A 12,403-nucleotide genomic window follows, 5' to 3' on the forward strand; every position below is an offset into this window, starting at 1 on the left:
GCGTTGGAAGTAAGCAGTAGACTATTTACACGATTTTACGTGGTGGTTCTGTTGAACAGAGAATCTGTCAAAAGGATTCATCTTTTCGTTCATCCCCCGTTCACAGTAGTATGATAAGCTGAATTCAGATGACGAATGGGGTGAATGGAATGAATCTTTTACTGATTGAAGATGACCTGAATATCTGTGATCTGATTTCGCTTTATATCAAAAAAAACGGTTGGCATATCCGTTTTGAAACAGATGGCCACAAAGGCCTGGCAGCTTATTACGATGACGAACCGGATCTTGTCATCATTGATATCATGCTTCCTGAAATCAACGGGCTGGAAGTGTGTAAGGAAATCAGGCAGGATGATCAATTAATGCCTATCCTCATGCTGACAGGAAAAGGGGAAACCGAAGACATCGTCAAAGGGCTTGAGACAGGGGCGGATGATTATCTCGTCAAACCCTTCGATCCTCATGAGCTGATGGCCAGGATCAAATCCCTTGCAAGACGGAGCTTTCCTTTTGCCGGGGACCAGGGAGGGTTCACTTACGGTAACACGGTTGTCCATCTTGAGACACAAAGCCTGACAATTCAGGACGAGCCGGTATCCTGTGCGCCAAGGGAACTTATGCTTCTCCAATTTCTCGTCCGCTATCAGGAACAGACGTTAAGCCGGGCACAAATTCTGGATCAAATCTGGGGAAAATCCTTCGAGGGGGATCCACGGACAGTCGATGTTCATATGAAACGGATCCGGGAAAAGCTTCGGAAGCATGGTTCTGACTGGCATCTGATCACCGTGCGCGGTGTCGGATACCGCTTGGAGACAAAAGGAGGTCTTGATGAATGATCCGGAGCATTTTCGGAAAATTATTTCTGTCTTTTTCAGGGATCATCATCACGTCTTTTCTTCTTTTCGGATTAATGTATCTCTATTTATTCCATGTTCAGCTCTATTCTGAATTCGAAGAGACTTTTGACAATAAACAAGAAGAAATCCAGGCGCAACTGGCTTTGGCAGAAACCTTTGACTGGTCTGAAGAGGAAACGGAGCTGTCATTGACCGTCCTGCTGTCAGGAAGTGACTTTGACGTAGTTTTATACGATGAGCACACCCCCATATTCGCTGGTTCTGATGACGATCCTGCCCGGCATCTTCTCTCTTCAGACCTTGAATCCATTGAAGCAGAAGGCATTTGGCAAGAAGGCAGTCTGAACTATGTCATGGCCGGCCCGTTTCCCCGCAGTTCCCTGAGCGGTATGACAATGACACATACCGGACTTGAGGAAGCCTATATGCAGGCCCTCTTCATGATTGCTGTATCCTTTTTGACAGTCATTCTGATCGCCGGATTTGTTCTGTACTTCATCACCCGTCGAATGACCCGCCCCCTGCGGGAGATGAATACCATTGCCAGGCAGATGAGCAAGGGGGATTTCTCCCGGCAGGTGGACACGAAAACCCAGGATGAAATTGGTGAACTGGGGAAAACCTTGAATCAGATGGCCGTGGAGCTTTCTTCCATCGAGGAAACACGGAAAACCATTCTGACAAACATCTCCCATGATCTGAGGACGCCGTTAACATCTGTAAAAGGGTTCCTGATCGCTCTGGAAGACGGGACCATCCCTGACAACAAACAGCGGGCGTATTTTTTAAAGATGCGTAAAGAAACCGACCGTGTCATCACCCTGGTGAACGCCATCCTCGAGCTCACCCGGCTGGAATCGGGCAATATCCGCCTGAACAAGGAACATTACGGCCTGATTCCCCAATTAGAACAGCTGAGAAGTTCACTTGAACAGCAGCTGACTGAACGGAACTTGTCGATGGAAATCCATACAGAGTTGGAAGAGCCATGTATCCATGCAGATTATGAGCGCATGAACCGGGTCTTTGAAAACCTGCTCGTCAACGCGATCCATTTCGCAGATGCCAACAGTGCAATCACCGTCACGCTTTCTCCAATAGAACACGGTGTCTCCGTGTCCATTCACAATGAAGGGAAACCGATCCCTGATCATCAGCTGCCTTATCTCTTTGACCGCTTTTATAAAGGAGAGGATGCAAGAAGCGGGCATTCCGGCTCCGGCATTGGACTGGCCATCGTGCAATCCATCGTGGCATTTCATCAGGGAACAGTGGCTGTCCGAAGTGAGGAACTGGAAGGGACCACGTTTATTGTGAACCTCCCATCAGATGACCAGACATAACGTGTTTCGTTCATCTGTTGTTCATAGTTGCCTGCTAAGCTGAGTGGGAATACGGAATTCAGGAGGCGAATCAAACATGTACGAACTGTATTATTTTATCCACCTTACCGGTATGGCTGTCTGGATCGGCTCATTCTTCGGCTTTGCGGTCCTGATCCGGCAAATGAGTCGTGCCCCGCAATTGAATGCAACACACGGGGCGCTGATGCTGAGCATGAAACGCTTTGTCAATGTCGGCGTTCTGCCCGCCACCTTGGCAGTGCTGATCAGCGGGGTGCTGATGATTCTCCGCTTTGACCATTCCGCTTTGCCCCTTTATATGCGTCTGATGGAGCAAATCGGCGGGGTAGCACTGATTCTCACGGTCCTGGTGATCGGCCTTTACAGCCGTAAAATCACTACGTCCATTACAGAAGAGACAAACGGGAGCCGCATCAGCCGGATCTACGCATCCATGCTTACCATCTCCGCTTTTCTCGGCGTGCTTGTATTGTTGATCACGGCACTCAGATTGGCCTGATATGCAAAAAACCTCCCATTCCGGTACACTGATTGTACAGGAATGGGAGGTTTTTTCATGCAGAATTTCCAACATCACCGCGTTGTTTCCATGACCCGAGAACTGGCCAATGAGATAGCCACCTGGGAATATAAAGAGCCTTTTACGTTTTACAATGGCGAAGGGGATGCTGACACCGTCAATGAATTACTGAATGGAGATTACAGAGCCGTTCTGGATCCTGTCTCAGGGATTTGTGTCGGCTTTTTCTGCTTTGGTCCAAGTGCCCAGGTCCCCTCGGGTCATGATGCAGGGGTGTATCATCAAGAACATCTGGACATTGGCCTGGGTCTGCACCCCGACCAGGTAGGTCAGGGTAACGGGCTCGCCTTTCTTCAGGCGGCCCTTCACTACGGCCGTGTTACATGCCAAAAAACATCCTTTCGTCTGACGGTGGCCACCTTTAACCGTCCGGCTATCCGCGTCTATGAAAAGGCCGGGTTTGAGATGATCAGCCTGTTCTACCATCCGGTCGAAAACGGTTTGATCGAATTCATTACCATGGAATACGAATCCTCCTCATGATCAGCAGGTAGATCAACCCTCCTGAAACATAAGCCAGTATATCAAACGGATCCCGGACGCTGCCCGTTACATACAAAGGCGCGATCAGCTCCCAAAAGAGACCTGCGACAAGAACAACCAGAAGAATCTTCGCCCCACTGAGCATCAGAATCTGATGCACGCGAAATGATGCAGCGAGTGCCATCGTCAAGGCCGGCAGCCAGATTCCAGCCAGGAGGTCGTTCACGTACCAGTGGATGAACCAGTGATCTGTCCATGCTTTGATCACGGTCTGGTTGATGAGGTAAAACAGCACCACCATCAGGACGATCCCGCTGTTTAAAACCAGGAGACGAGGATAATTGCGATAACCACAGCCCCGACGACACCCCAGAAAGTGATCCCGGACTCTTGCTGCGGTTCCCGGTCCCAGTCTCTCTCCTGAATGATCGGCGGCGCCTGCCGGGTCTCCATAAAAGGATAGCCGCAGCTCGGACAGCTTTTTGCCCTGGTGGATACTGAATGTCCGCATTCCGGACAAGGGGTTAATGCCATGATATTTCACTCCCAACTATATCAATTCAATTCCTCATTATACCAGTTAAAACACATTTCCGCTCCCTTGGTGTATGCTATTTTGTTTACACCCACGGGTATCCGGGAAAAGGATTACTGTGATTTTATTTTTGAAAGGAGTTCTGATCATGTTTTTGAAATATTTTTACGATGATGCGTTAGCACAAGCTTCTTATATGGTAGGGTGCCAAAAAACCGGCGAGGCAGCGGTCATTGACCCTTCAAGAAACCTTAAACCGTACTTCGACACAGCCGAGAAAGAAGAACTGACCATTACGAAAGTATTTGAAACCCATATTCATGCAGATTACGTTTCAGGTTCTAAAGAAATGGCAGAGCGGGCGATGGCTACCATTTATTATTCCGCTGAAAACGGCGGGGATGAATTCGGTACGTACGAATGGTCTGATGACCTCGATACGGTCGGTTTAAAAGATGGTGAAAAAGTCCAGATGGGTAAAGTCACCCTTGAAGGACTTCACACACCGGGGCATACGCCGGAACATATGAGTTTCATTCTGACGGACGGCGCCGCATCTGATGAGCCGATCGGCATGTTTACCGGTGACTTCCTGTTTGTCGGGGATGTGGGTCGACCGGACCTTCTGGAGAAATCCGTCGGCGTTGCCGATTCCGCCAAAAAAGGCGCCATTCAAATGTTCCACTCCCTGCAGCGGATCAAAAATTATGACCCGTCACTGCAAATCTGGCCAGGCCATGGTGCCGGCAGTGCCTGCGGGAAATCGCTCGGGTCGATTCCAACGTCAACACTCGGGTATGAGATCAAAACAAATCCGGCCCTTCAGCCAGAAAATGAAGCCGATTTTTCCGATTTTCTATTGGCGGATCAGCCGACACCACCAGCCTACTTCGGCATAATGAAAAAGGTGAACAAAACCGGCGCAGAGCTTCTTGCTGAGCAGACCACGCCGCTTCGGTTTGGTGCGAATGTTAAAAAAATGCAGAACCTGCTTGGCGCTGATGTCACGATCGTTGACACAAGAAGCCGTGAAGCCTTCGCTGCGTCGCATATTCCTGGCACGGTGAATATCCCGTTTGATTCGCAGTTTGCCAACTGGATGGGGTCACTCATCTCTTATGACCGTGCGGTGTATTTCATTACCGAAGAGCATCACGTCGATGATTTGCGCCTCGCGATGAATGCTATCGGACTCGACCGCACAGCCGGTTACTTTACACCGCTTGTCGTCGAACAATACGAAATGGCTGAAGGGACGGCCGATTATCCGATTATCAGCCCCGAGCAGGCAGAGAAGCAGCTGAACGACGGAGATCTGCGAATTCTCGATATCCGGGATCACTTTGAATACGAGACGTCACACGTCAAAGGTGCGGAGAATCTCGTGATGAATGACATTCCAAATCGGGACCAGAGTGAACTACCTGATGGGCCAGTTGCGGTTTACTGCGGTTCCGGACAACGTTCCGCCATCGCAGCCAGCCTGTTGAAAGAAAAAGGCGTGGATGTGCGTAACATCAAAGGCGGATTCATGCGCTGGAATCAAGAAAGCCGGCCAGTAGACAAGGTAGAGAAAGTGACGGGTTGATCGAAAAGAGCTAAAGAAAACTTGGCTTCATTCCTTTTGCACACTTACACATTTCTGATTAGCACTATGAAAAAAGCGCCCGGTCTCAATGAACCGGGCGCTTTTTAGAATTATACAGTTGTCTGTTCCACTACACGTGGGAAAAGGATATTGTTCTCTAAATGAATGTGTTGGAACGTATCTGATTCAATCGCTTCGAGCCGCTGGAACGTTCGCCGGAACGTCATGCATGAAGATTCCGGAGTGATATAATCGTTCGCTGTTTCGCGAATTTCTCTCAGCAGATCACCTGCGGCGCTGTGCTCGTCTTCGAATCCCTGAACCTGATCTGCAACTGCCTGATAGGCCTCAGCGGTTTTCGTCTCTTCATAGCGGATGATTGCCGGGAAAAGCAGTTCTTCTTCATTTTTCACATGCTCAAGCATTTCCTGCTTCAGCAGTTGAAACAGCTCATGCACTTTGATCAGGTTGGGTTGATCCCCGCCGTGTACTTTTGCAATTTTCGTCACGTAGAACTCCAGCTCTTTAAATTCTTCCCGGAGAAAATCGTGATGATGGAACACAATGTGATCAATCAGCTTTTCAGTTCGGATATCTTCCCATGCAAAGTTTGTTGCAGCTTGCCGCTTTGCTGCCTGGTTCTGTAAATCACTCAGACGGTTCATCAACTCCGCAATATCCACCTCTTTTTCGGCCGCTGCTTCATTCAAGGGGCGGTTGCCGTTGCAACAGAAATCGATGCGGTTGTGTTTAAATAAGTCATCTGCTCCCGGCACCTGTATGACGATGTCTTTGACGAGACTGTTTTCCTGAATACTCATAGTTGTCGTCCTCCTTTGTTTTGTAAAGCTTACCTTTTATGACAACATCCTGTCAGTGATGCGCATCACCTTCAGCTCATCAACCGTTTTTCACCGGTGATTTCCTGAAGGGGGGCAATGTCCTGCTTCATTTCCAATGTGCCACGATAAGTCCCGTCCTCATCGCGGACCGCAAAGTAACGGATGTGAATATAGCGGCCTCTGAACGAAATCCAGAAATCTTCTTCCTCTTTTTTCCCTGACTTGAATGCGTCCAGCAGGTCTTCCACAAGATGCGCACTTTTTGGCGGGTGACAGTTCTGAACGGACCGGCCGATCACGGTTTTCGTCCGGGCGAAAATCGGATTTTTCCCGTGGGAATAATAACGCACGATATCATTTTCATCAATGTATGTGATATCGAGCGGCAGGTGATTCATCATCATCTCCAGCTGATCGACTTTGAGAATGCCTGTCTCAAGCTGAATGGTTCCGTCTTTCAGAAAGTGTTCGCCACTGGTGAGGTCTGCCCGTTCAGGCAACCAGCGGACCGGCGGATCAATGAACATATAGCCGATGACGTTTCCTTCCCGTTCGATTTTGAGCCACTCATCTTCTGTCAGATGCTCCATGGCCATCGGAAAAAGTATGTTTTCTTCCTTGAAGATCATTTCGTTGATTTCATCGATGATGTACTGCAGTTTTTCGTCGAGATCTTCTGCATCCGGATGGTCGTTTTCCATCAGCAGTGCCCGCGCTTCCTTAACCGCTTCACGGATCCGGTCGTCCACGCCCCACATCACCTGCGTCGGGCCGTAAATTCCATACTGCTCAAGATAAGGAAACAAGAGATTTTCCTTTCGGCTGTAGTGGACATCGATGGCCAAAAGTTCCGTCAGATCATCGATCAGCACCTGACGCTCTTCTTCTTCTTCTTCAGCCATCCTCATGTAACGGTCTTTATGCAGACTCAGCTGAAATGACACTTTGTGTTCAAGCTCCCGGTTTTCATGCATAAACGTATGCACCGGATGACCAGGTTCAAATGTCACGCCGTCAGTGCCATGAATCTCATCAATGGAGCCTTTGAATACTTCCGTGTGCACCGAGCACAGACGCTGCACTTCAGAGACGGGGATCTGATCTTCCTCCATCAGGGCCTGTTCCATACGGGAAATTTCCGCCACGCTGATGTTCCCGACGGTTTCTTCAAATTCCCGCTTCACGTCCTCGACGCTCGCTCCGTCGTGCAATTTCCGGATGATCGCCTTCAACTTTTCCTGTTTATCCGTCCGCTCCACCGTCAATGTTTCGCGGTTATTAAGTACTTCACTCATGACAGTACCTCCTTTGTGGAATCGCTGACTGTATAACCCATATCCCTCAACTGCTCTTTGACGTCTTCAAGATCCTTTCCCTTGGCACGACACCCTTTCGGAATCGTCATGATCCGACCCATCGACTGGAGCATGCCGGGTTTTGTGATCTGATCGAACCCTAGTGTTTTCATCGTTTCGGGAAACGCCTCATGCTCTTCGCACAGTTCCAAAACGGTTTTAGATAAATCCACGGTTCCTTTTGCCATTTGAATCGCCTCCATTTGCCTTTTTCTGATCTGATTCTCATTCTAACAACGCCATTCTCAATTAGAGGTGATGTATATCACGATCAGTCCAATGTCATGATTTTGTCACATCTTCACAGTGCGAAGTTATTTTGCAATTCCATCCACTTGTCACATGATGAATGGTAAAATTAAGTTATCTATCCAAGAAGAGGTGAGGAATATGATCTATGAAGCAGCGTGCAGAACGGTACAATATTCGCTCAAAACCGTTTCACCGGTGATGCCCTGGCGGGAACCGGAACTGATGATCGGCGAAAATGCGCTGGATCAGTTGCCGAGGCGCGTCGCACAGGAAGGCATCACGAAGGTTCTGGTCGTGACGGATGAAGGCATAATGACTACCGGGATGGTAGAACGGCTCTGCTCCGGTCTGTCTGTTCACAATGTAGCATCGCGCATTTTTTCCGGTACCGTCCCGAATCCGACAATCACAAATGTTGAGGAAGCAAGAGATGCCTATGTCAATGGAGGCTGTGAGGGAATCATCGCCATTGGCGGCGGCTCCCCGATCGACTGTGCCAAAGCCGTCGGAGCAAGGGTTGCCTGGCCGAAAAGGAGCATCCCTTCCATGAAAGGGTTATTGAAAATCTGGAAGTCGACCCCGTTTACCGCCGTGGTTCCCACCACTGCGGGGACCGGAAGTGAAGCGACCATCGCTTCAGTCATCTCCAACCCGGAAACCCATGAGAAATATGCCTTGATGGATTATGCCCTGCTTCCGGATGTTGCCGTTCTCGACCCGCTTCTCACAACCGGACTGCCTGGATCGATTACGGCGATGACTGGAATGGACGCCCTGACACACGCAGTGGAAGCGCATTTGAACCGGGGTGTACCTGACGAAGTGCGCGCCACTGCACTTGAAGCCATCGATCTGATCTTCAACTATCTTCCGGTTGCTTATGAGGACGGTGGCAATGTATTCGCCCGTAAACAGATGCAGTATGCAGCCTATCTTGCAGGAAATGCTTTTACAAAAGCTTACGTAGGTTATGTTCATGCACTTGCACATCCACTGAGCGGTTATTACAATGTACCGCACGGCCTGGCCAATGCGATCATTCTTCCCCACGTCCTTCGCTATTACGGCACGCATGCCGAGAGCCGGCTTGCTGAAATCAGCAACTTCACCGGTCTGATGGATGAGAGTGCCACAGACAGGGAGAAGGCGAAAGCCGTCATCCGGCATATTGAAAAGCTGAAGCAGGCGATGGCGATCCCGGTCAGCACTTCGGTCATTCAGGATCAGGATTTGCCGGACATGGTGAAACGTGCAGTCGCGGAAGCCAATCCACTGTATCCCGTTCCCGTGATTCTTCGTGAAAAAGAGTTGACTGAACTGTACAACCTCATCCGGGCGTGAACACCCGCATGATGCTTTGGCCAAATAACGACTCTGAAACGTTGTTTGGCGTAAACGGCACCGATGCCCGCCAAATATCCGGTTTTATCTTTTATCTGGCTACTATTTTCTTTAATCGTCCATTTCCAACCCAAAGAGAGTCTCAAAACGGCATAAAATCCGTCTTGAGACTCTTCTTTTTATCACGTATTCGGTTATTCATCGTTCCAGCTTAATCGTAAGATCCGGTCATCATTGGCTGCAGGATCTCCACGACCATCCGTATTGTTCGTGATCAGATAAATGTGCTCATCTTCCACATACACATCGCGAAGGCGTCCCTCCCCGCCATAGATCTCACGAAGCTCTTCGGCTTCTTCATCATAGACATACAGGGCACTGCCTCTTAGACCCGTCACGAGCAGATGATCATCATACACCGCTGTTCCTGAGGGGGCCCATGTCTCTGAGCCACTGTGAATCGCCGGATCTTCCATGCCGTCTCTCGATTCATCGCCTTCGATCTCTGGCCAGCCGTAATTCAACCCAGGTTCAATGATATTGATTTCATCCTGTGCCGTTGGACCGTGCTCTGAGCTGTACATCGTGCCATCGCTTGCCCAGGACAGGCCTTGCGGATTCCGGTGTCCTGTCGAGTATACAAACGAACCATCAAACGGATTATCGTCGGGTACTTCACCGCCCTGTGTCATCCGGAGTATCTTTCCGGCAAGGTTCTCTTCGTCCTGTGACAATGACGGAACGTTGGCATCCCCGGTGGTGACATACAAATAATCGTCAGGTCCAATGGCCAGTCTGCCGCCGTTATGAATCCGGTCTCCGGGAATCTCATCGAGGAGAATAGCCGTTTCCTGCCAGCTGCCGTTGTCATGCGACACCTGGATCACGCGGTTCTGAAGAGCCGACTGCCCCATATACGTGTAATAGGCAAACGCTTCTTTGGATTCATCGAAATCATCCGCCAGTAAAAAACCAAGGAGGCCACCCTCCCCCTCATGCGCTACAGGATCGGACGTTTCGAGCTCAAAGCGCTCCACATCCCCGTTTTCCACTTCCAGAATGTGACCATCCCGGTCGGTTAAATAAAACGTATGGCCGGATTTCTGAAGGGACCATGGCACTTCCAGATTCTCGGCGACTGTCTCCACTGACCAGTCACCCGTTGTCATCTCAAGAATCGGGATGCTTGATTCGTCATCTGCGCTATTCTCCTGGTGATTATTTTCTGCATCCTCGTTCTCATTCTCCCCTTCGTGATTGTCCATTTCGGTTTCCTCGTTATTAGTTTCAGGATCTGTTTCCTGAACGCTGTCAGGTTCTGCAGTAGTGTTGTTGGCTGGTTGACAACCTGCCATGAAGAGCATGAGTCCGATCAGCAAAGCGGTGATCCCGTACAATTGATGGTTCATCATGCGCACCCCTCATTTCGAGAATCATTCGTGCTTAGCTTATACCCGATTTTTCCAATTATGAATCGCTGGTGACAAGGAAACCGGCCTGTTCAAGTGCTTTAGCGGCTGCATCGAAATCATCCTCTGAGTCCGCTTCAAGGGTGTGCATATGAATGCCATCGGTCAGTTCAGATAAATAAGACGCCTGGGCGCTGTTCATCTGACTGACGAAGCGCTCCACATCTTTTCTTGATTTCACCATGAGTTGCCCCGTCAATTCACCGTAAACCGGATGTTCAATCATGACGTCCTTCACCGTAATGCCGTGGTCCACAAGCAGGGTCAGTTCCTGTTCAGATTCCTCCGGCCGGTGCTGACAAACGACAATCCGTTCATACTGCTGATTGTTTGGTGCTCCCCGCCAGACATACCCTTGACTTGTGGCAAGCACAGGATGACCTCCTGCTTTCAAAAGTGACATGTCCTGCACAACCACTTGACGGCTGACACTGAAATGATTGGCCAGCTGACTGCCTGAAATCGGTGCTTCCTTCTGTTTTTGCAAGAGACGGATCATGTCATTTCGTCGTTCCCTGGCTGTTAATTTCATGATTGAAACCCTCCTTCTTCTAAAATACGCTCTGCTGCGAATGCCAAATCAGCCATCGCTGTATCAGAATCAAATGAAATGCGGATAAAACGGGTCCGTTTGTCAAGGTCTTCAGGATACAACGCCTGCATCATAACAGAACCATCAGTCTTCCCTGCCTGACACGCACTCCCAGTGGCAATGGCAATCCCGTACCGGTCCAGCGCCGTTAAGAGTTTTTGTCCCTGTAAGCCGGCAATGTGCATACCGATCACTGTGGGCAGTTGCCATTCATCCTCTGTACCTTCCACGCCAAGACGGTCTCCGAAAGGAGCCAGTTGCTCAAGAAAAGCCTCCCGTTTCTGCCGATTCATGCTCAGTCTGCGTTGTATTTCCCCTGGTTCAAGATAAGGTGAAATGGCCTCTGCCAAAGCTGCAGCGCCTGCAATATTGACTGTTCCCTGTACCAGTTTCTGACCTTCACTGTCTATCATCCAGAGGCACCCCGTCCCTTTCGGACCGTGAATCTTATGAGCCGAAACCGACAGACTGTCGCATACGGGGTCCCCTTTTGACACATCGAGCGGAATTTTCCCAAAAGCCTGAACTGCATCGACATGAAAAGCAATCTGTTGATTGTGAAGAAGTTGGCCGATCTCCCTAACCGGCTGCATGATGCCTGTTTCTGCTTGCACGAGATGAACAGAAACGAGCAGGGTCCGATCGGTCAAAGCAGCCTGCACCGCTTCGGGCGTAATCCGTCCGGATTGATCCGGGTTGAGCCAGGTCACTGCCACACCCTCTCTCTCTTTTTCCTGGAAAAAACGCGATACAGAAGGATGTTCCACGGTGGTTGTGATAAGGTGCGGTGTCTGAAAACGTGCTTTTCTTTTCAGCCAGTGATGCCTGAGCGCGATGCCGTTCGCTTCTGTGCCTCCGCTGGTGAGATGGCAACACCCCGGTTCAGCCCCCAGCAATGAGGCAATCCGTGACATGGATGAAGTGAGAATCTGTTTCGCTTCATCACCTGGTTCGTGCAGGCTGTTACTGTTGGCAAAGGCGTGACGCTGCACGTAAAGCCAGGCTTCCATGGCGTCGTTCGTCATTTGCGTCGTAGCCGCACAGTCGAGATAGATCATCACTTATCACTCCAAAAAAAGTATTGAACAAAGTATAGAAATATGCAAACATATATGTCAAGACAAATGTAAAGACAGGTG

14 protein-coding genes are annotated in these 12,403 nt (G+C 49.7%); 6 read left to right on the forward strand and 8 right to left on the reverse strand.

Features of this window, described 5'->3' with window-relative positions:
• Positions 1 to 149: 149 nt before the first annotated feature.
• The 4 genes from BBEV_RS13355 (at position 150) to BBEV_RS13370 (ending at position 3,290) form a co-directional block, all read left to right on the forward strand.
• The gene (locus BBEV_RS13355) at positions 150 to 842 is read left to right on the forward strand and encodes a response regulator transcription factor (protein ID WP_069365922.1); all 693 of its coding nucleotides are present in this window, start codon (positions 150 to 152) and stop codon (positions 840 to 842) included.
• Positions 839 to 2,206, forward strand: a complete 1,368-nt coding sequence (locus BBEV_RS13360; protein WP_069365923.1) for a HAMP domain-containing sensor histidine kinase — start codon at positions 839 to 841, stop codon at positions 2,204 to 2,206. The genes BBEV_RS13355 and BBEV_RS13360 overlap by 4 nt, the downstream gene beginning before the upstream one ends.
• A gap of 76 nt (positions 2,207 to 2,282) precedes the next feature.
• Positions 2,283 to 2,726 (forward strand): hypothetical protein, encoded by a 444-nt coding sequence (locus BBEV_RS13365; RefSeq protein WP_069365924.1) that lies wholly within the window; start codon positions 2,283 to 2,285, stop codon positions 2,724 to 2,726.
• A 57-nt stretch (positions 2,727 to 2,783) separates the two neighbouring features.
• The gene (locus tag BBEV_RS13370; RefSeq protein ID WP_084007396.1) at positions 2,784 to 3,290 is read left to right on the forward strand and encodes a GNAT family N-acetyltransferase; all 507 of its coding nucleotides are present in this window, start codon (positions 2,784 to 2,786) and stop codon (positions 3,288 to 3,290) included.
• On the opposite strand, the gene BBEV_RS13375 is transcribed toward BBEV_RS13370, so the two are convergent.
• A complete protein-coding gene (locus tag BBEV_RS13375; RefSeq protein ID WP_069365925.1) occupies positions 3,262 to 3,591 on the reverse strand; it encodes a hypothetical protein in 330 nt (109 codons plus the stop codon). The two genes, BBEV_RS13370 and BBEV_RS13375, sit on opposite strands and share 29 nt — an antisense overlap.
• A 17-nt stretch (positions 3,592 to 3,608) precedes the next feature.
• Positions 3,609 to 3,824: a zinc ribbon domain-containing protein gene (locus tag BBEV_RS13380; protein WP_069365926.1), complete on the reverse strand. Its 216-nt coding sequence runs from the start codon at positions 3,822 to 3,824 to the stop codon at positions 3,609 to 3,611.
• 149 nt (positions 3,825 to 3,973) lie between these two features.
• Here BBEV_RS13380 and BBEV_RS13385 point away from each other — a divergent pair, with 149 nt between their 5' ends.
• Positions 3,974 to 5,413, forward strand: coding sequence for an MBL fold metallo-hydrolase (locus BBEV_RS13385; protein WP_069365927.1), 1,440 nt, complete (start codon positions 3,974 to 3,976; stop codon positions 5,411 to 5,413).
• A 110-nt stretch (positions 5,414 to 5,523) separates the two neighbouring features.
• Here the strand turns inward: BBEV_RS13385 and ric are convergent, their stop codons facing one another.
• The 3 genes from ric to BBEV_RS13400 form a co-directional block, all read right to left on the reverse strand.
• Positions 5,524 to 6,234: an iron-sulfur cluster repair di-iron protein gene (ric, locus tag BBEV_RS13390; RefSeq protein ID WP_069365928.1), complete on the reverse strand. Its 711-nt coding sequence runs from the start codon at positions 6,232 to 6,234 to the stop codon at positions 5,524 to 5,526.
• Positions 6,235 to 6,305: 71 nt separating this feature from the next.
• Positions 6,306 to 7,550, reverse strand: a complete 1,245-nt coding sequence (locus BBEV_RS13395; protein ID WP_069365929.1) for a DUF438 domain-containing protein — start codon at positions 7,548 to 7,550, stop codon at positions 6,306 to 6,308.
• A complete protein-coding gene (locus BBEV_RS13400; protein ID WP_069365930.1) occupies positions 7,547 to 7,798 on the reverse strand; it encodes a DUF1858 domain-containing protein in 252 nt (83 codons plus the stop codon). Before BBEV_RS13400 ends, BBEV_RS13395 begins: the two co-directional genes overlap by 4 nt.
• 202 nt (positions 7,799 to 8,000) lie before the next feature.
• Between BBEV_RS13400 and BBEV_RS13405 the strand changes: the two genes are divergently transcribed.
• Positions 8,001 to 9,203: an iron-containing alcohol dehydrogenase gene (locus tag BBEV_RS13405; protein WP_198155008.1), complete on the forward strand. Its 1,203-nt coding sequence runs from the start codon at positions 8,001 to 8,003 to the stop codon at positions 9,201 to 9,203.
• Between the two features lie 194 nt (positions 9,204 to 9,397).
• Here BBEV_RS13405 and BBEV_RS13410 read toward each other — a convergent pair whose 3' ends face one another.
• From BBEV_RS13410 to BBEV_RS13420, 3 genes are read right to left on the reverse strand one after another with little or no spacing between them, the layout of a single operon-like run.
• Positions 9,398 to 10,612 (reverse strand): PQQ-dependent sugar dehydrogenase, encoded by a 1,215-nt coding sequence (locus tag BBEV_RS13410; RefSeq protein WP_069366752.1) that lies wholly within the window; start codon positions 10,610 to 10,612, stop codon positions 9,398 to 9,400.
• 58 nt (positions 10,613 to 10,670) lie between these two features.
• The gene (locus BBEV_RS13415) at positions 10,671 to 11,204 is read right to left on the reverse strand and encodes a transcription repressor NadR (RefSeq protein ID WP_069365931.1); all 534 of its coding nucleotides are present in this window, start codon (positions 11,202 to 11,204) and stop codon (positions 10,671 to 10,673) included.
• The gene (locus tag BBEV_RS13420) at positions 11,201 to 12,322 is read right to left on the reverse strand and encodes a cysteine desulfurase family protein (protein WP_069365932.1); all 1,122 of its coding nucleotides are present in this window, start codon (positions 12,320 to 12,322) and stop codon (positions 11,201 to 11,203) included. The genes BBEV_RS13415 and BBEV_RS13420 overlap by 4 nt, the downstream gene beginning before the upstream one ends.
• Positions 12,323 to 12,403: the final 81 nt, after the last annotated feature.

This window comes from Salisediminibacterium beveridgei (assembly GCF_001721685.1).
Classification (GTDB): domain Bacteria; phylum Bacillota; class Bacilli; order Bacillales; family Salisediminibacteriaceae; genus Salisediminibacterium; species Salisediminibacterium beveridgei.

Bases quoted from the DNA above. Each gene is read 5' to 3' on its own strand.
- BBEV_RS13365 (WP_069365924.1), top strand. From the start codon at position 2,283: ATGTACGAACTGTATTATTTTATCCACCTTACCGGTATGGCTGTCTGG.
- BBEV_RS13420 (WP_069365932.1), bottom strand. From the start codon at position 12,322: ATGATCTATCTCGACTGTGCGGCTACGACGCAAATGACGAACGACGCC.
- BBEV_RS13355 (WP_069365922.1), top strand. From the start codon at position 150: ATGAATCTTTTACTGATTGAAGATGACCTGAATATCTGTGATCTGATT.
- BBEV_RS13395 (WP_069365929.1), bottom strand. From the start codon at position 7,550: ATGAGTGAAGTACTTAATAACCGCGAAACATTGACGGTGGAGCGGACG.
- BBEV_RS13380 (WP_069365926.1), bottom strand. From the start codon at position 3,824: ATGGCATTAACCCCTTGTCCGGAATGCGGACATTCAGTATCCACCAGG.
- BBEV_RS13410 (WP_069366752.1), bottom strand. From the start codon at position 10,612: ATGAACCATCAATTGTACGGGATCACCGCTTTGCTGATCGGACTCATG.
- BBEV_RS13375 (WP_069365925.1), bottom strand. From the start codon at position 3,591: ATGGTGGTGCTGTTTTACCTCATCAACCAGACCGTGATCAAAGCATGG.
- BBEV_RS13370 (WP_084007396.1), top strand. From the start codon at position 2,784: ATGCAGAATTTCCAACATCACCGCGTTGTTTCCATGACCCGAGAACTG.
- BBEV_RS13415 (WP_069365931.1), bottom strand. From the start codon at position 11,204: ATGAAATTAACAGCCAGGGAACGACGAAATGACATGATCCGTCTCTTG.
- BBEV_RS13360 (WP_069365923.1), top strand. From the start codon at position 839: ATGATCCGGAGCATTTTCGGAAAATTATTTCTGTCTTTTTCAGGGATC.
- ric (WP_069365928.1), bottom strand. From the start codon at position 6,234: ATGAGTATTCAGGAAAACAGTCTCGTCAAAGACATCGTCATACAGGTG.
- BBEV_RS13400 (WP_069365930.1), bottom strand. From the start codon at position 7,798: ATGGCAAAAGGAACCGTGGATTTATCTAAAACCGTTTTGGAACTGTGC.
- BBEV_RS13385 (WP_069365927.1), top strand. From the start codon at position 3,974: ATGTTTTTGAAATATTTTTACGATGATGCGTTAGCACAAGCTTCTTAT.
- BBEV_RS13405 (WP_198155008.1), top strand. From the start codon at position 8,001: ATGATCTATGAAGCAGCGTGCAGAACGGTACAATATTCGCTCAAAACC.